The organism is Methanosarcina sp. A14 (genome assembly GCF_001729375.1).
GTDB classification, from domain to species: domain Archaea; phylum Halobacteriota; class Methanosarcinia; order Methanosarcinales; family Methanosarcinaceae; genus Methanosarcina; species Methanosarcina barkeri.
Genome location: NZ_LZPK01000346.1, coordinates 19511 through 38796, shown reverse-complemented (window position 1 = coordinate 38796; position 19286 = coordinate 19511). Strand labels below are relative to the sequence as shown.

The 19286-nt window shown below is 38.0% G+C and carries 19 protein-coding genes; 15 read left to right on the top strand and 4 right to left on the bottom strand.

Annotation, left to right across the window (positions count from 1 at the left end; translation table 11 throughout):
- Positions 1 to 570 precede the first annotated feature (570 nt).
- Positions 571 to 2061: a lipopolysaccharide biosynthesis protein gene (locus A9239_RS14985; protein ID WP_048122465.1), complete on the top strand. Its 1491-nt coding sequence runs from the start codon at positions 571 to 573 to the stop codon at positions 2059 to 2061.
- A 208-nt stretch (positions 2062 to 2269) separates the two neighbouring features.
- Here the strand turns inward: A9239_RS14985 and A9239_RS14980 are convergent, their stop codons facing one another.
- A complete protein-coding gene (locus A9239_RS14980) occupies positions 2270 to 3235 on the bottom strand; it encodes a glycosyltransferase family 2 protein (RefSeq protein WP_048122463.1) in 966 nt (321 codons plus the stop codon).
- 1007 nt (positions 3236 to 4242) lie between these two features.
- On the opposite strand from A9239_RS14980, the gene A9239_RS14975 reads away from it, so the two are divergent.
- Complete coding sequence (locus tag A9239_RS14975) at positions 4243 to 5139, top strand: DUF1616 domain-containing protein (RefSeq protein ID WP_048122461.1); 897 nt, start codon at positions 4243 to 4245, stop codon at positions 5137 to 5139.
- 318 nt (positions 5140 to 5457) lie between these two features.
- Here the strand turns inward: A9239_RS14975 and A9239_RS14970 are convergent, their stop codons facing one another.
- Entirely contained in the window at positions 5458 to 6516 is a 1059-nt protein-coding gene (locus tag A9239_RS14970) for an NAD-dependent epimerase/dehydratase family protein (protein ID WP_230668976.1), read from the bottom strand.
- Positions 6517 to 6827: 311 nt separating this feature from the next.
- Between A9239_RS14970 and A9239_RS14965 the strand changes: the two genes are divergently transcribed.
- The 7 genes from A9239_RS14965 (at position 6828) to dapB (ending at position 12737) form a co-directional block, all read left to right on the top strand.
- The gene (locus A9239_RS14965; protein ID WP_048122459.1) at positions 6828 to 7709 is read left to right on the top strand and encodes a DUF1616 domain-containing protein; all 882 of its coding nucleotides are present in this window, start codon (positions 6828 to 6830) and stop codon (positions 7707 to 7709) included.
- A gap of 2 nt (positions 7710 to 7711) precedes the next feature.
- Positions 7712 to 8587 carry a CPBP family intramembrane glutamic endopeptidase gene (locus A9239_RS14960; RefSeq protein ID WP_048122453.1) on the top strand — a complete coding sequence of 292 codons (876 nt, stop codon included), beginning with the start codon at positions 7712 to 7714 and terminating at the stop codon, positions 8585 to 8587.
- A 405-nt stretch (positions 8588 to 8992) separates the two neighbouring features.
- Entirely contained in the window at positions 8993 to 9757 is a 765-nt protein-coding gene (locus A9239_RS14950) for a heparan-alpha-glucosaminide N-acetyltransferase (protein WP_048156572.1), read from the top strand.
- Between the two features lie 295 nt (positions 9758 to 10052).
- A complete protein-coding gene (locus A9239_RS14945) occupies positions 10053 to 10352 on the top strand; it encodes a hypothetical protein (protein ID WP_048123644.1) in 300 nt (99 codons plus the stop codon).
- Between the two features lie 486 nt (positions 10353 to 10838).
- A complete protein-coding gene (locus A9239_RS14940) occupies positions 10839 to 11033 on the top strand; it encodes a 30S ribosomal protein S17e (RefSeq protein ID WP_011306165.1) in 195 nt (64 codons plus the stop codon).
- 40 nt (positions 11034 to 11073) lie between these two features.
- Positions 11074 to 11949: a 4-hydroxy-tetrahydrodipicolinate synthase gene (gene dapA, locus A9239_RS14935; RefSeq protein WP_048156568.1), complete on the top strand. Its 876-nt coding sequence runs from the start codon at positions 11074 to 11076 to the stop codon at positions 11947 to 11949.
- Entirely contained in the window at positions 11946 to 12737 is a 792-nt protein-coding gene (gene dapB, locus A9239_RS14930; RefSeq protein ID WP_048156565.1) for a 4-hydroxy-tetrahydrodipicolinate reductase, read from the top strand. The genes dapA and dapB overlap by 4 nt, the downstream gene beginning before the upstream one ends.
- Before the next feature lie 618 nt (positions 12738 to 13355).
- Here the strand turns inward: dapB and A9239_RS14925 are convergent.
- A complete protein-coding gene (locus tag A9239_RS14925) occupies positions 13356 to 13880 on the bottom strand; it encodes a hypothetical protein (protein WP_230668974.1) in 525 nt (174 codons plus the stop codon).
- An 822-nt stretch (positions 13881 to 14702) separates the two neighbouring features.
- On the opposite strand from A9239_RS14925, the gene A9239_RS14920 reads away from it, so the two are divergent.
- From A9239_RS14920 to A9239_RS19725, 6 genes are read left to right on the top strand one after another with little or no spacing between them, the layout of a single operon-like run.
- Positions 14703 to 15158 carry a hypothetical protein gene (locus tag A9239_RS14920; RefSeq protein ID WP_048156561.1) on the top strand — a complete coding sequence of 152 codons (456 nt, stop codon included), beginning with the start codon at positions 14703 to 14705 and terminating at the stop codon, positions 15156 to 15158.
- Positions 15159 to 15185: 27 nt separating this feature from the next.
- Positions 15186 to 15800 (top strand): DUF1673 domain-containing protein, encoded by a 615-nt coding sequence (locus tag A9239_RS14915; protein WP_329957092.1) that lies wholly within the window; start codon positions 15186 to 15188, stop codon positions 15798 to 15800.
- Positions 15801 to 16427: a DUF1673 domain-containing protein gene (locus A9239_RS14910; RefSeq protein ID WP_048122432.1), complete on the top strand. Its 627-nt coding sequence runs from the start codon at positions 15801 to 15803 to the stop codon at positions 16425 to 16427.
- A complete protein-coding gene (locus A9239_RS14905) occupies positions 16424 to 17143 on the top strand; it encodes a DUF1673 family protein (RefSeq protein ID WP_048122430.1) in 720 nt (239 codons plus the stop codon). Before A9239_RS14910 ends, A9239_RS14905 begins: the two co-directional genes overlap by 4 nt.
- An 11-nt stretch (positions 17144 to 17154) precedes the next feature.
- Positions 17155 to 17862, top strand: coding sequence for a DUF1673 family protein (locus A9239_RS14900; protein ID WP_048157206.1), 708 nt, complete (start codon positions 17155 to 17157; stop codon positions 17860 to 17862).
- 47 nt (positions 17863 to 17909) lie between these two features.
- On the top strand, positions 17910 to 18068 hold the full coding sequence (locus A9239_RS19725) for a hypothetical protein (protein ID WP_155400479.1): 159 nt from the start codon (positions 17910 to 17912) through the stop codon (positions 18066 to 18068).
- Positions 18069 to 18740: 672 nt separating this feature from the next.
- Here the strand turns inward: A9239_RS19725 and A9239_RS14895 are convergent.
- Positions 18741 to 19214 (bottom strand): DUF5788 family protein, encoded by a 474-nt coding sequence (locus A9239_RS14895; RefSeq protein ID WP_048156559.1) that lies wholly within the window; start codon positions 19212 to 19214, stop codon positions 18741 to 18743.
- Between the last annotated feature and the right edge of the window lie 72 nt (positions 19215 to 19286).

Below are 19286 nucleotides of genomic sequence, written 5' to 3'. Positions count from 1 at the left end.
TCATACACTCAAATTCATACCCTCAAATTCATACCCTCAAATTAACATTATCAAATTCATACCCTCAAATTAACATTATCAAATTCGCACTAATTATCTTAACAAATCAAAATAATATTAATCGACGCCGAAGACAGGTATGATTAATAACTTTTTTCAATTTTGAATGAATTTAATATAGATAAAGTGGTTACTATCTTTTTTGAAACCCACTTCCTTCAAAAATTTATATTTAAGTCGCGTTAAAAATTTTCATTATGACTTGAATCCCATTAGAACTCATAAATAGAAAATATGATAGAGTAGTTTTAAGGACAACGGAGGAGAAAAGGAAGAGTCAGGAGAAATTATATGATTCCAATTGTTAACGGTTATGTAGACTAAAGAAACCGACAGATTTATTTCAAGGTGTTTATTTATAAGGGGGCTTAGAGGGAAAAAAGTATAATATTCAGCATCAGCTTGAGAATATCATACCCTATAATTTCCTTTTCAAAGGGAAAAACAGCTTGAAAATACAGGACTAAATTGAGTTCAGTTATAACGGAAACTTCTTTTAAGGTACCGGAAATGGATGAAATAACAGCAGATGCAGCAGAGAAACGGTCTGATAAAAGTAAGAAGGAAAGTTTCGTTACTGATGTGCTCACACTTGCAGGCGGAACAACCTTTGCTCAAATCCTTACAATTTTAGCTGCTCCTGTATTGACTCGCCTCTATGGGCCTGATGATTTTGGAGTTTGGGCTCTGTACCTTTCGATCACCAGCATTATCAGCGTTATTGCCTGCATGAGATACGAATATTCCATAATGCTACCTGAATCGAGTGAAGAGGCTGTAAACCTGTTGGGGCTGAGTTTTCTAGCAGTGCTGTTAGTGACCGGTTTAACCTTTCCAGCCATATGGTACTTTAAAGAGCCAATAGTTAATATTCTAAATTCTCAGCAGATAGGAGACTATCTCTGGCTTGTACCTCCTTTTATTTTTGTAAACGGGTTATTTCTTGCACTGAATAGCTGGAATACAAGAACAAAACTTTTTAAAAGGCTTTCACTTTCAAGAGTTTTCAGTTCGTTTTCGAGTACCGCTACACAGATAAGTCTGGGGTTTACAGAAAAGATTGCAGGAGGGTTAATAGTTGGAAGCCTTACTGGTCAGTCTATTGCAACATTTGTGCTTGGAGGACAGATATGGAGAGATGATAGAAAATTAATTGTTAAAAACCTGAGCTGGAAAAAAATCTATGAAGGGTTTAAGAAGTACCGCAAGTTTTCGTTTGTAGATACATGGGGTGCCCTCATGAACTCAGTCTCTTGGCAGCTTCCTGCTTTTCTTCTTTCGGCTTTCTTCACACCTGCAGTTGTAGGTTTTTATTCACTAGGCTTTCGCCTTCTGCAGCTGCCAATGAGTTTCATTGGAGGTTCGATTTCACAGGTATTCTTCCAGAGAGCCTCAAGAGCATTCACCGAGGGCACTCTTCCTTCTCTTGTTGAGAATGTGTTCAGAATGCTTGTGGTTATAGGTATGTTCCCGATACTTATCCTGACAATTGTCGGCGGGGACGTCTTTACTATTATTTTCGGAAAAGCCTGGGCAGAAGCAGGTATCTACGCCCAGATTCTTAGTCTGTGGGCTTTTGTATGGTTTATCTCCTCTCCATTAACTGCTATATACGTAGTAGTCGAAAAATATCACTTCGGTTTTCATTATAATTTTTTCAACCTGATAACACGCTTCCTCTCACTTACAATTGGAGGCTTGCTAGGAAATGCACGTATGGCACTTATTCTTTTTTCACTGTCAGGTATTGCGGTATACGGTTACCTTTGCCTAAAGATGATGTCCTATGCCGGAGTAAAGACTTCGAGCGTCCTGAAAATAGTATTTTCTAATTTTCTTCTCTTCATTCCTGCAGGAACTATCATTATTGCCCTTAAAATTATAGAAATAAACCAGATATTGCTTGTTATCTTTTCCGGTGTAATTGTCTGTTTTTACTATCTGTATATCTTGAAAAGCGATGCACAGATGAAAAGGATAATTGGAGAATTCAAAAATTGAGGAATTCTTTCAAACAATAATATCTGAAAACTTAAAGTCAGGCTCCAACTAAGAAAACCCCGAGAAAGCTTGTTCAAGCGGACTAAAAGAGAACTGACCTGTTTATTTCTCGCACCGTTAAAGCGTCTTACGTATTTTATTTTTCATTTTAACATGTTCTATTTGATGATTTTCCCATAGTATGATCTTGAGTAATTGTGTATACGTATTATGTAGCCTCAGTTTGGGCCACTTCTACTAGGGAATGCCTTACGATTCCTTTCACTGTCATATATACTCCGGAAATAGATAGAAAAATCATTACAAGTACATACCGGAAATGAAGACTTTCTATTCCAAAGGCAGAGGCTTCAAGAAATTTCAACCCCATGCAAAAACCGCATGTTGCAAGGGCAAAACCTGGCACTGCATAGAAGTATAGTGGCTTATTGGCCTCTATATCCCTGGTTACAGTTCTCAGGATTCCACGAACATACTTGACTGGAGTTTGTACCGGGTCTTCAAAGTTATAATGGGAATCTACTTCGACTTCTTTTATGCGAAGGTCAGATTTGCTCGCATCTGCAAGCGTCTCGCTTTCTATTGACAGGTCCTGGATGTCGAAGTGGATGATATCTTTTTTAGGGGCTGTAAAGGCGCGAAAAGTAATCTGAGAACCTCTAGTTTTGTCAGATTTTTTATTGGCGAATCTGCCCAGAATCGTTTGCCCAACGCGGCGGTAAACAGGAGTGTTTCTGCTCACACTGTTTAAATCTTGAGTACCATTGACCACATCTGCACCTCCTGTTATTATAGGGTCAATGAGCCTGGGAATGTTTTCAGGGTTATGGCGACCTCTTGAGTCCATTGTCACAATTATATCAGCGCCGAGATGGACTGCAGCTTTAAATCCTGTTTCTAAAGACGCACCTTTGCCCCTATTGGTCCTGTTTATAACTACTTCAGCCCCAGCTTTTTTTGCTATCTCTGCTGTTTGATCTGAACTGGCATCATCTACCACAATCACCTTATCAGCATAGAGCCGGGTGAGAAGTATAATGCTTCCTATAGACGTTTCTTCATTATAGGCAGAAAGGACAACTGTGACATTTTTAGAGGCTCTGCTTACAGTACATTTATTTTTTTTATTTATTATATGCCCTATGCCACTTTCTATAAGTAGCTGATCACTCATTCTTGATAACCCCCTTTGTATAGCTATATATACATCTAGAATAAATTTATTTATAAAGATTCTATAAGTTGTTAAATCTGGGAAGAGATTAGATCTTTTAAACATTATAACAAGATTAGTTTTTTAAATTGAAATCTGCAAAAATACATATATAAATTTATTGACAGATCTACTTTAAAAAAATAATAAGTAATGGGTATCAGTATTCTGCGACCCTATGTCAGTACAGATATAAAATTGGACAATTGAAATATCGACTATTGAAAATCGAGATTAACTGATAATGTCTAAAAATATAGATAAATATATGAAAAAATAAGCTTGAGAATCAATAGTAAGGAAGCTCAGACCTTTAAGATTTCAGTCCCGCAAACTTATTGATCTTCTTGAAAATTTATTTATAAATATTTCAAGTTTCAAAACTATATTATTCCTGCTCACCACTGGCCGCAATTTTTAATATTGAGAAATAAGAAATAAAGAACATCATAAAAGATAAAATAAATTACAGAGTTTTTTTCGCTGGAGGAAAAGAAAGCCATTAAAAAGTGAAGCAGCATCAAAAATATTCTATTAGGACTTACACAGTTGAGGAACAAAATTAATTATGGCAAAGACTGTGGATTAAATTCATGGTTTAGACAGTTAAATATCTGATGCTGTTGATTTTTCAGGTCAACTGCGTAAGTTCTAATTCTATGTAAAATAATTAAGTTGCCCTATTAGAAAAGTATCCGCCAGAGAGGTTGAGAAAAAAAGTTTAGGAAAAGAAATAAAAGAGAAGATGCAAATAAAGACGAAAGCACTTTGTAGTACAATGACAGAGAATGCGCATGGATCGGAAAAGATGGGCACAAAAATCGGAGAAAAAATCTGAGTATTTTAAATCTGAATATTTTAAATCTTGGAAAATTAGATCGAAAGAATAAAATGGATTAGAAAAATATTTACTCGCCTTAATTGAACTGAAAATAGTGTAATTTTTTATTATAAGCTGGATGATCTGCATGACTGTAAAAAAAATTTCCTCAGATCTGTTTATTATTATGGGGCTCGTGCTCCTAACAGATATCTTCGTGCTCACTCCTGGAATAAATGAAACAATGTTCCGGAATATACTTGGATTGCCTCTTGTGCTATTTCTGCCAGGGTATGCTCTGATTGCAGCTCTTTTTCCTGCAAGATCTGATCTTGATGGGATCGAACGGGTCGCTCTTTCATTCGGACTGAGTATTGCAGTTGTGCCATTAATAGGCCTTGGTCTTAATTATACTCCATGGGGAATCAGGACTCTACCAATTCTCATAAGTCTGTCCGCTTTTACCTTTATTATGTGTGGGCTTGCATACCTTAGACGAGCAAGTCTCCCAGAAAGTGAGGCTTTTAATATCTCTTTCAAAGCAGCAGCACTTTCGCTCAAATCCGAGATCATGGAAACCTCAGAGTCAAGGCTAGATAGAGCTCTCACGGGTTTTCTGATAATTTCCATTCTCCTGTCCATAGTAACCCTAGCTTATGTGGTTGTGAGCCCAAAAGAAGGAGAACATTTCACAGAGTTCTATCTTCTTGGACCTGAAGGAAAAGCAGATAATTATACTACAAATTACACGCTCGGGCAAAGTGGAACCGTAATAGTTGGAGTTGTAAACCATGAATACAGGCCTGTAAATTACACAATGGAAGTAACACTTGATAATAAATCACTGTTCCTTCCGGAAAATGTGAAGCATATCAATCTTGCCCATAATGAGACCTGGGAAGAACCCGTTACTATTATGCCTCCTGTTGAGGGAAAGAATCTGAAGCTTCAGTTCCTGCTCTTTAATGACACTGAGAAAAGTGTACCTTATAGAGACCTTCATCTATGGGTAAATGTGAGTGCACCAAAACAACTGAAAACTTAAATATCAGGCAGGAAAGACAGTTTAAGAAAGCTCTTAAATTACCAGGCTAGTAGATTATAGTACAGTCTTTAAGCTGCATCCCTGCAGTTTAAGAGCTCTCCAGTTAAAGAATTTGATATTATAATTCAGTCATCCAGATTGAACCTTTTTCAAGAAGATTTAGCTTCAATTATATAGAAATCATATATGGTATGCTGAAAAACTCAGCTTGGATCTTTACTCGGGGCAAGAAAATGCCTTGAGTCAATGAGAAAGCTGTTGTTTAACTGATCGTAACTTTCGTTTTTATCTTAAAAAGTAGACCGCTCTTACAATCTATTAAATCAGGGTTTTTAATCCCTCCTGTAGCTCGATCTCTCCTTCCCACCAGTCTGAGATTTTTGAGACATCGGCTTTTGAGTCCCGAACATCACCTGCCCTTGAAGCGGCATGTACAATCCTGCTAGAAGAGCCAGTTAACTTAATAATATTTTCGGCAAGTTCCAGAACTGTCACGCTTTTTCCCATAGCCACGTTAAAAACCTGACCATCTCCATGCTCAAGAGCTGAGGCGTTTGCCCTGACTACATCTTTAACATGAACAAAATCTCGACTCTGAAGTCCATCTCCATAAATAACAAGGTCCTTTCCCAGTCTCGCTCTCTCAAGAAAAATCGGAATAACGGCTGCATATGGGGATTTTGGGTCCTGGCGAGGGCCGAAGACATTGAAATAACGCAGGCAAGTGGTACGAAGTCCATGGTCCTCATAAAACATCCTTGCCAGATATTCTACATCAAGTTTAGAAATGGCATAAGGAGAAGTCGGTTCAGGATACATCTCCTCTCTTTTTGGAAAAATCGGGTTATTTCCATAGATCGCAGCTGAAGACGCTGTCACAAATTTGTCGACTTCGGCTTTAACGCAGGCTTGCAGTACATTAAGGGTTCCAAGCGTGTTAGTCTGGAAAGCTTCAGAAGGTTTTTCACAGCTTAAAGGTACGGATACAAGGGCAGCTTCGTGAAAGACATAATCCATGCCCGAAACCGCTTTTTCGACTGAGGGTAAGTCACAGATATCTCCCTTAATAAACTCAATGTTTTTATTCTGTGGAATATTTCTGAGAAAACCCGTGGCAAGATTATCCAAAATCCTGACAGTGTGTCCTGCTTCTGCAAAATATTCAGCTATGTGGGAGCCTATGAAACCTGCTCCTCCAGTAACCAGCACTTTCATGCTTGCAGAAAGGGAAAAATACAACATAAAATTTTCTGTGCGCGCCCAGAGGTTTATAAGATAAAGTTGAAACATTCCTGAAGTGTGCAAAAATAGCATAGGCTGGAAAAGGTCTCCTTCAAAAGAAGAAAAACATCCTTCAAAAGAGATAAAATTTTTCATACAAAGAGACCTTATTAATAAGGGGGAGCCTAAAAAATTTGGGAACTGAAGTATTTTTCAGAAAATTGAGCCTGAGAAAGAAGTACAATTATCCTCAAAACTAGATTTCATATATAGAGAACAATACCAGCAAAAATTAAATTCCAACGGAAAGGCATGTTTTCCCTTGTTTTCCTACAAACTACCTGAAAGGATCATCTGAAATAATAACAGTAACTTATAATTAAAATTCACTGAGTAATCGGGTGGAAAGCTTGCATAGATATAAATTCTAAAAGAACACAGTATAAAATAATTCTCTTAGTGGTAAAATGGCCGGAAATAGACAACTTTCCATGGACCTGCTGCTTGTTGTAGGTTTTGTGCTTATTACTAACATCTTTATACTCGTACCTGTACTTAGCGACAGTTTCCTGCGCACGTACCTGGGCATTATTCTGGTACTTTTCTTGCCGGGCTATGCGCTCACTGTAGCTCTCTTCCCGGCAAAAAAAGATCTTGACGGAATTGAGAGAACTGCAATTTCCTTCGGACTGAGTATTTCAATCGCCCCGTTACTGGGACTTGGACTGAACTATTCCAGCTGGGGGATCAGGGAGATTCCTCTACTGACAGAATTTTCAATTTTTACTCTCCTGATATGTGCAGTTGCTCATTACAGAAGGGGATTGCTGCCTGAAACCGAAGTCTTTGGAGTTTCATTCAAAAGATGTTACCTTAGCATGAAAGCCAGAGTTTTTGAAAAGCCCGAATCGAAAACTGATAAGGTTATTGCGTTTATCCTTGCCCTTTCTATTCTGGCTTCTATGGGGAGCCTTGTCTACATTATAGGAAACTCTAAAGAGGGAGAGCACTTTACCGAATTTTATATTCTTGGAAACAACAGTACGATCGGAGACTATCCTACGGAGTTTGTACCGGGAGAAAAAGGAACCGTCATTGTAGGGGTCATAAATCATGAGTACAGGCCAATGGATTATACAATAGATGTAAGGCTCGAAAACAGGTTGCTCTTGGAAAGTAAGAAACAGATAAGCCTTGAGCATAATATGTCCTGGGAAAAACCAGTTACTTTTACGCCACCTCTTGAAGGAAAGAATATGAAACTAGAGTTTCTGCTCTTTAATGAATCTGAGAAAACCACACCTTACCGGAACCTCCATCTCTGGATTAATGTTACTGAGGAGGCTTGAAGATGGCAATCTCGGATTTTATATCTTCAGAGCTGGAAGCGGGAAAAGCCTCTCTGCCGGAGCTCGGGAAAATGCTTAAAATGCAAACTGAAGAAAAAAACCGATTTTTGAAAAAGATAATTTATGCAGGAATCCCTGTAGCTGCAATTACTCTTATCGAATTGTTGATTTTCGGAGGAAGATTAAGAGAAGCTTCAATAGCTTATACCATACTTCTGCTCTCGCTTTCATATTCAATAGCAGTTCTAAAAAAGACTGAGATACGGAAACTCTACCAGGCTCTCTTGCTTCTGACAATTTTCAGATTGGTGAATTTTTCAATGCCAGTTTTTTTTGAGAGAAATCTTTATTCATTCATATTTATCTATGCACCCATGGCACTTCCTATAACTCTTGCTACTGTGCATCAGAAGGTGATATATGAGAGAAAAAAAGATACTCTAAGGAAGATTTGGATCTACTTTCCTCTATCTATCCTTGCAGGTCTGGCTTTTGGACAGGTAGAATATATAATGATAGGAGCCAGAGAACTTATACCAGATCTCTCATTGACAAACCTGCTGATACTCATTATTATAATGGTTTTTATTGTAGGGCTTATAGAAGAACTTATCTTCAGGTCAATTCTCCAGACAAGACTGGAAGAATTCCTGGGACCAGCCTGGGGAATTTTTCTTTCAAGCCTCCTTTTTGGGATAATGCATTCTACTTACGGCACTCCTTACGAAATGGTATATACCTTCTTTTTAGGAGGTTTTTTAGGATACCTATTTTATAGAACCCGAAGTCTTCCCCTTGTAGTAATGATTCATGGTTCAATAAATGTGTTCTTGTTTGGGATAATCCCACATGCAGGGTCCATAGTTGGATTAATGTAAGGCACTGTAAAAGTTGGTTTGAAGAAGTCCATGAAAGTTGACATATTCGATCTTAATAGAAGCAATCTTAATAGAAGCAATCTAATAGAAGCAATCTTAATTCTTAATAGAAATGAGTTAGACCCTCAGCCCTTACTATTTAAGCAGCCATTTGCTTATATGGATTACCTTTTTCCTGTTGTAAGAGAAGTCATCTGGCAGAGCAGACATGCTGATCGGAATTTCTTACGGGATCGAGCTTTTATTGCCACTACATAAAAAGAGTAAGAGACTAAAGAGTAAGAGACTAAAGAGTAAGAAACCTTCCGCCTTCTCCTGAAAGAACCAGAAATTATAAATATATATTTATAAAAGAAGACAGCCATTCTTTATGAATAGAATTTGATGCGCTCCGGAGAAATATTTATGGCCATATATGCAGACCGCTTCTGGGAGATTGATTGTCTGCGAGGACTTGCTGTTCTCTTGATGCTCTTTTATCATTATCTTTATGACCTGGACTTTTTCAAGCTTGTGGATGTTCAGATCAGATCCGGCTTTATCTTATATGCAGGCAGATTCTCAGCTTTACTTTTTATACTGATCTCAGGAGTTGCCCTTTCTATAAGCCATTCAAGAGCTCTTAACAAAGAGTCTGCCGGAAATATATCAGAAAATTTTTCCAAGTACCTGAAAAGAGGAATAAAACTCTACCTAATGGGGCTTTTGCTCACAGGTATAACCTGGATCTTTTTACCTGAAGAATATATTGTCTTTGGAATCCTGCATTTTTTTGGGGTTTCGGCAATACTCGTCTATCCTTTCCTGAGATATGGGAAAGAAAATCTCTTTTTTAGCCTGTTTTTCGGCCTTATAGGGCTTCACATCAAGAATATAACTTTTGGTTTTTCCAGCCTGCTCTGGCTAGGCTTTACACCTGAAAATTTTAGTACCCTTGACTACTTTCCTGTATTTCCCTGGTTTGGAGTATTGCTAGCAGGAGTTTTCCTGGGTAATTTTCTGTACTCAGGCGGAAAAAGGCAGTTTGAGCTTCCCTATACTGAAAAAAATCCCCTTATCAGGCTGTTTTCAAGAACAGGGCAACATTCTCTGCTCATATACTTCATTCATCAACCGCTTTTTCTCGGACTTTTATTCCTAAGCGGACTACTCAATCTGAATATGCTGTAAAGTCTAGTGATAAAATAAGTCTAAATAATACCTAATAAATTATATTCTCCTAGTTATCTTTACAACTCAAAATTACCAGCAGATCCAAAACCTGCTGGTTTTATATTATGTAACAAACTTAATTTGTATATCTATTTGCTTACACTGGTATGCTGATCAATCTTCGCCTGCTTACTGAAAAATAATCAGATATAAAATCTAACCGGGATAAAAGACCAAAAAGAAATCAGACTTATATTTTCAACCCGGTAAAGGAGTAGGGAGGCAAAATTAAAAACAGAAGATGGAGAAAAGAATGTATCTAGAAATTGCAATGTTTGCTTATTTTGTAGTTCTTTTCCTGACTCTTCGGGATATCCGGATTTTTAAAAGAACAGGTTACCGTTCTTACAGAAAAGGAGCCATGAAGGGACTTGCAGCTTCTTCCGTGGTTTTGATAGGAGCAATTGCTGTCGAAGCAAAACCGGATCTTGGACTGCTTTTCGTATTAATAGGACTCTTTATTAATCGTAAAGGGATAAGAGAACGTGTTTTTACTAACGCAGGAACTCTTGACCGTTTTCTTGGTAAAACAGACTATGTAAAGAGGAGATAAGAGATAATACATAAATGTACAGGATATTTAAGTGCTAGGATATATCCAAATACCACATAAAGGCACAGAACATATTTAATGTAGGATATATCCAATGTCACATAACAAGACTGTACCCAGAATCTAACTATAGCTGCTGCATTGATGCTGCAAAAAGTATATATTTAAAGGAGAATTGTCAGCATCTAATTACATACCAATTAATTGAGAAAAGGAATGATAGGCCTCACAGGTTTGACCAGAGTGTCGACCCCAAAATTTATAAATCTCAAGTGACCTTATTAGTCGACAAAATCATTATCAATCAAATTATTGTATCCAGTTTTCGCTAAACCTATCAATTCCAGAGACGAAAAATAGATATCAAACAACTATTTTCTACCTCGGGCTTCACGTTAACCATAATTCACAGGAAAACATGTGAGATAAACTAGAAGTAGAATTGAATAACTGGACTAAAAGCAGCAAAAACTAAGAGGAGATACGATGGGAAATATAAGACAGACAAACATAAAAAGAATAGCATTCCAACTGCTTGAGAACCACAGGGATGTCTTTACAAAAGACTTTGAAACTAACAAGGCTCTTGTGACAAAGTATACGACAATTGAAAGCAAAGTTATAAGGAACAGGGTTGCAGGTTACGTTACAAGAAAAGTTGCACGCATGAAAGTATACTGAGCAGAAGAGTTACTTCTGGACACAGGTGGGGATATCTAAAATGTTTGAAGGAACAATGCCTGCCCTGATAACTCCTTTTACGAAGGATGACAGGATTGACAGGGAAGGCTTACAAAGGAATATTGAATTTGTTGAAAAGGGAGGAGTTTCAGGGATTGTGCCTTGTGGTACTACTGGAGAATCCGCGACTCTTTCCGCAAGTGAGCATGAAGAAGTCATAGATATTGCAGTGGAATGTTCAAAGGTTCCTGTAATTGCAGGAACAGGTTCAAATAATACAGGAGAAGCTCTCCAGTTTACAAAACACGCTGCAGATGCGGGTGTCGATGGCGTACTTCTGATTTCTCCCTATTATAACAAGCCAAATCCTGCAGGTCTGCTTGCGCATTTTAAGAAAATTGCAGAAGCAGTCGATGTTCCTATGGTTATGTATAATATCCCTTCCCGTACAGGACAGGATATGCCACTAGAAGTCATTGTCGAACTTGCAAAAGTTGAAAATATCGTGGGAATTAAAGAAGCCAGTGGGAATATCGGTAAAGTTTCCCAGATTCTGGAAAATACCATAGATGAAGACTTCGTGGTTATTTCAGGTGAGGATAATTTGACTCTTCCTATTCTTTCTGTAGGAGGCCGGGGAGTCATTTCTGTCGCCGCAAATATAGTGCCTGACAGAATGTCCAGAATGGTAAATGCAGCCCTTGCCGGAGACTACGAAACTGCAAGGAAGATTCATTTTGAAATTGCCCCTCTGATTCGCTCCCTTTTTCTGGAAACGAACCCGATCCCGGTTAAAAAAGCTGCAGAACTTGCAGGCTTGGCAAGCGGGAACCTGAGGCTTCCACTCGCTCCCCTTAGTGAGACAAATACTCAGAAGGTTGCAGATGAACTCAGGAAATTGGGGGTTATAGAATGATTAACGTAGCAGTACTCGGAGCCTGCGGCAGGATGGGCTCTTTAATTGTGGAGAATGTTATCAACTCTGCGGATATGCAGCTTGTTGCTGCTTTTGATATCAACTATTTCGGAAGGGACGCAGGAGAATTTGCTCACGTAGGGAACCTTGGAGTCCGGATCTCGGACGTAAAAGACCTTGAAACTGTCCTGAAAGAAAGCAAGGCTGATGTCCTTATTGACTTCACTGCAGCAGGCGCAACCGTAGTTAACGCTCCAATAGCAGCCAGAGCCGGGGTAAATCTAATAATCGGAACCACAGGGCTGACTCCTGAGCAGCGAGCAGTGATTGACGAAGCCATTCAGGAAGGTCAGGTCAGTGCCGTCATTTCCCCTAACTACTCAGTAGGCGTTAACGTCTTTTTCAAGATTATCAGGGAAGCTGCAAAATATCTTGCAGATTATGATATCGAGATTATTGAAGCTCACCATAATCAGAAAAAAGATGCCCCAAGCGGAACCGCCCTTAGGGCAGCCGACATTATTAGTGAGGCTGTCGGTGGAAAGGAATATGTCTATGGTAGGGAAGGTATTGCCCCACGCGGAAAAGAAATTGGAATTCATGGAGTCCGCGCTGGAGATATCACAGGCGACCATATTGTCCTTTTTGCAGGAAATTCTGAAAGAATTGAGATCAAGCACATGGCTCACTCCCGCCAGATCTTTGCCAAAGGTGCAGTCCGTGCAGCCGAATGGGTCTGCAAGCAAAAACCAGGAATTTATTCCATGGACGATGTGCTTGGTTTATAAGAACATCTTTAATCAGTAATTTAAAAGAAATTTTGAACAACTAGTTGGGTCCTGAGTTTCTTTATCAGGACTACTCTCTTTTAACTTAGAAAAGAGCTATTTACTTTCTTTTTTCTAATCTTTTTTAACTTAATCCAGGCAGGTTTACTTTTTGGGAGATTAATATCAACAGTACACTGGAAAGTTATATATACTATTATATAGGAAATAGGATACTGCTTGCTTGTAAGTATATAGCCCTGAAATCTCAAAATATCATCCCACAACAATAGGGATACTTGCTTGCAAGCAATATTCCATTAAAACTATTCTAAGGAAAATTACAAGCTTGGACAAAAAACTCAAAACTAAATGAAAAACCATGAATTATAATAGACTAGTGTCTTGAAAATTTAGTTATTGGTCACATGTTAACTCTGAATCGCCATATGTTAATAAAAAGCTATCAAAGATTATGCTCAATAATTAAATTACCATGACATTAGTGCTTCGATTCCACTATTAATTCCTTGTTTTCTATATAAATTCGTGATTTACGGATCTATTAAAAAGTCAAGTTTTATGAATTTACTTTGGAATCGAAACACTAGAATCCTGATAGAACAATTGCCGTGTAAGTCATTCACGACTGAAGACAAGCCCAGAACTCAAATTTTCAATCCTGTCTGCAACAACGACATTTCCATGTATTCCGAGCTTTTTTCCCCTGTGCCATTTACCCCTAATGCTAATTTTGTCGTCTTTTGAAACAAAACAGACTCCAGGATACAGAACTAATGTTGTTCCATTCTCATATGCTATGGAAAATATACTCTCGTGTTTAGAAAATATACCTCCGAGAGCAATTATAATGAAAGGCACGCCGATGAAGAAAAATGGTCTTTCATAAACTATGGAATCGCCTAGACATGTAGATTCAACGCCAAAAGATTCGGATTTCTCATTTCCCCTGTAACCGGATGAGTTCAAAGGATCTGTAATAAGCGGCAAAAAAAATAGTATACCTGCAATCAGAATAATCATTCCCGCAGCTATAATACCCCAGAGGAGCTGACCTACAGAATAGGAATAAAAAAGTATGGATCCTACAATAACTACTACAAATATCCCGATAACGAGAGAACTTGATATTCTAGTCAACATTCATCCCTCTTTAAACTTAGTTCTTTTCTTTTATTCCATTTACTAGCAATATAAAGTGAATCAGTTCTAAAAACTCAGATATCATCATCCCTACATATTTTGAACAGATTGGAAAACGCCGCATTTTGTCACTTCTGCGGTTTGAGAAGATAATATCAGTTTTCAAACTTTTCTAAAAAACATTTGTCTCTGTCTATGAAAAAGTTTTCTTGACAATTTTTACGAAAGATGCTAAGGATTTCCTTCTTGCAGCCATTCCTGCATCCAGGGACGAGATCATTATTTTTTCAATAGGTTCATCGATCTTTATTTTTCTGCCCCTCTGACTCCATTTTACCTCAGAAACTCATATCATATCTGCATCCAACAAAGAATCAAGATTGTATTTGAGAGTACTTAACCCCAAACCGGGCTTTTCTACAATCTCACCTGCTGACAATCTTTAATTTCCAGAACCTGTAGGATTTTTATAGAGTTTAACATTGGAGAGAGTCTGCGCCAGTTTTCGGGAATCTTCCGAAAGAAGCAGGATTTCTAAATTTTTTTATGAACAATTCTCTTTAGCATATCAATACCTCCATAAATCCTCAGCTTCTAATTTATATGACCCTATAATCTAATTTGACTTTTATACTATTCAATATATAGTTATATTTGTAACTAAATTTTAACATTATCCCATATATGTCTTATGGCCAGATCTTCAAACTATTCTTAACAAAACTTCAGGATTTCCCCATCTGGCAAAAATTTTCATTAAAGATACTCAAAAAAGTTACTGAGAAAGAAAGTTATATATAGTCAACGTTCAGATGTTTACATATGTTCATACCGGCAGGTGAAAAACAGTTTGAATTCTGGGTTCTGCGCCGAAACGGGCTCCCGAATATCAATATCGCAAAGCGTTTTGGGGTCTCCAGGCAGGCAGTCTCGCGAGCCCTTCTCAGTATGGATAAACGCATTGAGGAAACCCTGCTTGAAATGGCCAGTGCAAACAGGATCGAAGTTGAAAAACTTGACTCAAAGAAAGGGATACTCTTCGGGAAATCGATACCTTTCAAAGCCAATGCAATAATCTTTGTTTCGGCAAAACACGGAATGCAAGTCTGGTATGAACACGAAGGTGAATGTGGGTCTTGTGAGAGGTACAGGGAATGTATTGAACTCCTTTGGGACTTTGCAGAAGAGATGCAGCTCAAACTCAAGAGTTCAGAAGACCCAACAAAGATAGCAGATGAATTATTTGGAAAATTGAAAGAATTGGTGGAACAGGCCTGATTAAATCCAAGTAAAGTGGAGGGAAAGATGACAATGAATGTATTCACAAAAAGTATAAGGAAACTGATGGGCTGGTGTCCTAATGCCAGAACATCTGAAACCAGACAGCACATTAACTTTGAAATTTTTGAATCTGGTATCCCGGATAGAGAAAAAGGAGATAATGTGGATCAAAAAAATCCCGGATGGCTTCGGAAAACGAGTGCTTACACTATCCTGATTAACATTTTATTTACACTTGCATATCTCCTGGCGATTAATCACCTGGGTCTAAATCTAGCCTTTTTACTTGCAGGATTTTTCATTTCTGTAGCAGTTATTGTCTTTGACTGGAAGAAGCAGATGCGCAGATACGACACTCTCGCACAGAAACACATTTGTGATAACTCCTTCATGAAAAAAGTATCTCAAATAATGAATCTAATTTTTTATGCATTTCTTTTTTATTGGATTTTTTCTGGAGATGTGGAAAGGAACCATTCTATGCAAGTAATAATTTCATTTATGAGTGGTTTCCTAGTCGTAATGTGGCTTAGCTATTTCCAGCTAATATATTGGCAGAAAATGAACCACAAAACAATTTATTTCGACAAAAGTTATGGAAAGTGGAAAAAGTCATACATAATTCGGGAGAGTAAATAAATGTCCAATAAGACTTTTGTTTTTGATCAGATCAAAAAGCTGATGGGTTGGTGCCCTAATGCAAAAGCACTTGAAGCTGAAACCCGAATTAGTTCTGCTAATTTTGAAGTAAACGATCTATCAGGAAGGAAAAAAGCAAGTCCGACAGTTCCAAGCCAGCATTCCAGGCTTGATACCCAACTCCTACTGCTACCGATTTTCTTTACTCCTGTTTATACAAACCTATTTCTAAAAGGTATAAATACAGAGACTTTCCTTCTTGGCCTTTCACTTTCTTTACCGATCTATTTGCTCGGCTGGAAAAAACAGATGCATCAATACGATGCCGTGAAAAGAAATCCTGTCATTTCTCCTTCCTTTAGAAAAACATTTGCCTGTGTGCTCTTATTCCTATTTTTGGGTTTCACTTTGCTCATGGCTTTCTTGCCCTATATCTCGTCTCATGCAGCTCATCTTCTTAATGATCAGGCACTGGACTCTTTCGTATCAGGAACTCTTGTTCTTATGTGGAGCTTCTATTTCCAGCTAATTTACTGGGAGAGGAAAAACCATATGAAAATGTATATGAAAAGAAAAAAGGGACAGCAAAAGTTGTATGTCCTTGGAGAAAAGGGGGAAGAACTATGAGCCGGGAGTCCAGATATATAAATAAGCTGATGGGATGGTGCCCGGTTTGCAAGAATATGGTACCGAAAATAGAATCCCCATTTATCTCTGAAAATTTGATACCAGCTTCCAGAAAAACAGGAAATCTCCCGGAACCCCGAACTTCAAATGTAGTTTTTCCTGCAAACATATCTCTAATAATGATATTTCTTATGACAAGTTTCAACCTGCTCCTATTACTGAAATATCTGTGGGGCATGCCCCTCTTTCTGGCAGTTCTTTTCCTGCTCAGCTGTTCTTGTTATTTGTTAGCTCTCAAGACCTACGACTCGGCAGTTCTGGTAGACGAAGTGGGGGTCCACTTGCAGGCTTTCATATTTAAAAAGCTAATACTTTATAATAATATAAAAAGTGTAACAGTTACCAGGATTAATAAAAAATCAAAGAAAATATACATTCCTCTGATTATTTTAGGATTTGCCACTTGCGGATTCTTGAGCTACATGGCTGTAGTAAAAGGAGAATGGAATATATTTCTACTATTCGTTTCCCTGTTTCCCTTTGTATTTATCACGGAATGGAAGCAAAAAACCCGATTTTGGAATGGAAATACACGGCTTCATATAAAAACCAGACACAAAAAGTGGCATAAGTGGACCTGGGCCTCTTACAATTCCATGATCACGGATGAAGCCTCGGCTACAGAGATAAAATCATCTATTGAAAGGCATCTGTGAGAGTTTACAAAATGGCTTTTTCTGAAACTGTCCGGAAGTTGATGGGCTGGTGCCCAGCCTGCAAGAAAACAACACAGCAGACAAAACGATTCTACGACTTTGCGAACACAGCCACAATTCCTGGGAAAACAGTAAACATCTTGGAATTCCAAACCACAAACGTGATCTTCTCTGCAAATACATTTCTATTTATTTTGCTTTTTGTAATATGCTTCAACTTGCTTATGACTCATGTAGAAGATATTTCTCTCTTCTTGGTCGGTCTCCTCTTGCTTAACATTCCTTGTTACTTATTAGTTCTCAAAACCTTCGAGGCGGCAGTTCTGGTAGATGGATCAGGAATACACCTCCAGGCCTTTAGATTAAAGAAGCTTGACATTCCTTATGAAGAAATTGAAAGAATAACATCATACAGGCTTGAAAAGCGTTCAAAGGAAATGTCCCTTCTCCTGAGAATTGGAGAAATTGCTTTCTGCGGATTTGTGGTCTATATGGCTGTAGTAAAAGGGGAATGGAAAATACCTCTGCTATTGGTCTCACTGCTTCCCCTCATTCTATTTGCAGCGAGAAAGCAAAAAACCCAATTAGAGAATTTGAATATGCAGCTATATATCAAGACCAAACACAAAAAATGGTACGAATGGGATTCTTACTATTCATTGATCACGGATGAAAACTCGGCTGCAGAGATTAAATCATCTATTGAAAGGCATTTGTAAGGACATTAAATGATTTTTGTGAAATAATTCAGAAAGCTGATGAGCTGGTGCCCGATGAAAATTCTCTTAGAAAAGAAAAGCAAGAAAACTACTTTTCTGGTTTCAAACCGGAAAGCAGAAGCTGGCTGGCACTCTCTACTGCAAGTCTGCAAGAAAGTAAGGTTCTGAAAGGGCGGGACTTGTATATAGGCTATGGAATTGTATAAATCATCGTTACAGCGTTAGTAATCAGTTTAATTTTGGGATTATGCAGTCCAGTAGGCTCTTTTTTCGATTTTTTTTCTTCCTTAATCCTTTATCTGGCTTTTTTGGCTTTTATTCTTTATAATCGTACTACTGTACTGTTAATTCCTGAAAAAATAATCATTTGCAGGCATATATTCAGGTCTCTCGTATTAAAGAAAGAGGATATCGTGTAGACTTCAGTATCTAAGAACAAAGGTAATTCTTTACGTTGGCCACTACGTTTGTTTCTCCTTGTTGTCCTTGCAATTCAACTACCTCATACCATAGAAAGTATAACTAGAGATTTGCAGATGGAAGCAGCTCCAGCTTTCATAAAACTAAGCTCAGTTATGGTAGATTTCTGGATAATTGCATAGTTCTTGTTATTTATTTTTATATCTTCGAACTCACAGTGCCCTATCAACAGATCCTTAAACTTACTACACGCTCAAACTTAAATTTGGAATTCTATACCGACGAACCGGAAGAAATTATGTCTACCTTCAAAAATAAGAATGAGTAGAAAATTGAAACTAAAAAAGAAATCAAAAGACTATTCTGAAAATCAAAAGACTATTCTGAAAATCAAAAGACTATTCTGAAAGTGAAATTCCCTGAAGCCGGAATCACTGAAGAAATCACAAACAAACTCATTACTTTAAACTTTTAATAAGATTCTGAAAGCGCTTTTCGTCCGCTATTTTCTGGGTATTGAGCATACGCTTAAACTCATCGACGCTTTTTTCCCCACCTTTCCCCTCAAGTTTGTCTTTTAATTCCATTGAAGCACGCAGAAGCCCAGTTGCTTCTTCATAGAGGGCTTCAGCCTCTACTTTTGTAAGCTCTTCGGTCTCTAGCAGTTCTTCGTCTACTTTTGATTTTTCATTCAATTTTGGGATAAGAGCTCTGATTTCGGCAGCTTTATCTGTATCCAGTGATTCTTTCTCGCTCAGCTCTCGGATCATGTCCCTGAGCTTGTACTCGCGCTCATCAATCTCCACGCTTTTAGGGATTTTCTTTCCTGCCCAGGCAAAATCACTCCTGAGACTCCAGAGTAGCTTATTCCGCTCTTCATACCCAATATATTCTTCATCTGCCTCTTCCGTATCATTATCTCTTTTTATCATGAGCAATTTCCCCTGAAGATACTAGCAGTTAAAACTGCAAAATTATATTCGAATGGATAATATTCGAACTAC

Excerpts from the sequence above, each read along its gene's own strand:
- A9239_RS14985 (WP_048122465.1), top strand. The coding sequence starts at position 571 with ATGGATGAAATAACAGCAGATGCAGCAGAGAAACGGTCTGATAAAAGT.
- A9239_RS14980 (WP_048122463.1), bottom strand. The coding sequence starts at position 3,235 with ATGAGTGATCAGCTACTTATAGAAAGTGGCATAGGGCATATAATAAAT.
- A9239_RS14975 (WP_048122461.1), top strand. The coding sequence starts at position 4,243 with ATGACTGTAAAAAAAATTTCCTCAGATCTGTTTATTATTATGGGGCTC.
- A9239_RS14970 (WP_230668976.1), bottom strand. The coding sequence starts at position 6,516 with ATGAAAAATTTTATCTCTTTTGAAGGATGTTTTTCTTCTTTTGAAGGA.
- A9239_RS14965 (WP_048122459.1), top strand. The coding sequence starts at position 6,828 with ATGGCCGGAAATAGACAACTTTCCATGGACCTGCTGCTTGTTGTAGGT.
- A9239_RS14960 (WP_048122453.1), top strand. The coding sequence starts at position 7,712 with ATGGCAATCTCGGATTTTATATCTTCAGAGCTGGAAGCGGGAAAAGCC.
- A9239_RS14950 (WP_048156572.1), top strand. The coding sequence starts at position 8,993 with ATGGCCATATATGCAGACCGCTTCTGGGAGATTGATTGTCTGCGAGGA.
- A9239_RS14945 (WP_048123644.1), top strand. The coding sequence starts at position 10,053 with ATGTATCTAGAAATTGCAATGTTTGCTTATTTTGTAGTTCTTTTCCTG.
- A9239_RS14940 (WP_011306165.1), top strand. The coding sequence starts at position 10,839 with ATGGGAAATATAAGACAGACAAACATAAAAAGAATAGCATTCCAACTG.
- dapA (WP_048156568.1), top strand. The coding sequence starts at position 11,074 with ATGTTTGAAGGAACAATGCCTGCCCTGATAACTCCTTTTACGAAGGAT.
- dapB (WP_048156565.1), top strand. The coding sequence starts at position 11,946 with ATGATTAACGTAGCAGTACTCGGAGCCTGCGGCAGGATGGGCTCTTTA.
- A9239_RS14925 (WP_230668974.1), bottom strand. The coding sequence starts at position 13,880 with ATGTTGACTAGAATATCAAGTTCTCTCGTTATCGGGATATTTGTAGTA.
- A9239_RS14920 (WP_048156561.1), top strand. The coding sequence starts at position 14,703 with ATGTTCATACCGGCAGGTGAAAAACAGTTTGAATTCTGGGTTCTGCGC.
- A9239_RS14915 (WP_329957092.1), top strand. The coding sequence starts at position 15,186 with ATGACAATGAATGTATTCACAAAAAGTATAAGGAAACTGATGGGCTGG.
- A9239_RS14910 (WP_048122432.1), top strand. The coding sequence starts at position 15,801 with ATGTCCAATAAGACTTTTGTTTTTGATCAGATCAAAAAGCTGATGGGT.
- A9239_RS14905 (WP_048122430.1), top strand. The coding sequence starts at position 16,424 with ATGAGCCGGGAGTCCAGATATATAAATAAGCTGATGGGATGGTGCCCG.
- A9239_RS14900 (WP_048157206.1), top strand. The coding sequence starts at position 17,155 with ATGGCTTTTTCTGAAACTGTCCGGAAGTTGATGGGCTGGTGCCCAGCC.
- A9239_RS14895 (WP_048156559.1), bottom strand. The coding sequence starts at position 19,214 with ATGATAAAAAGAGATAATGATACGGAAGAGGCAGATGAAGAATATATT.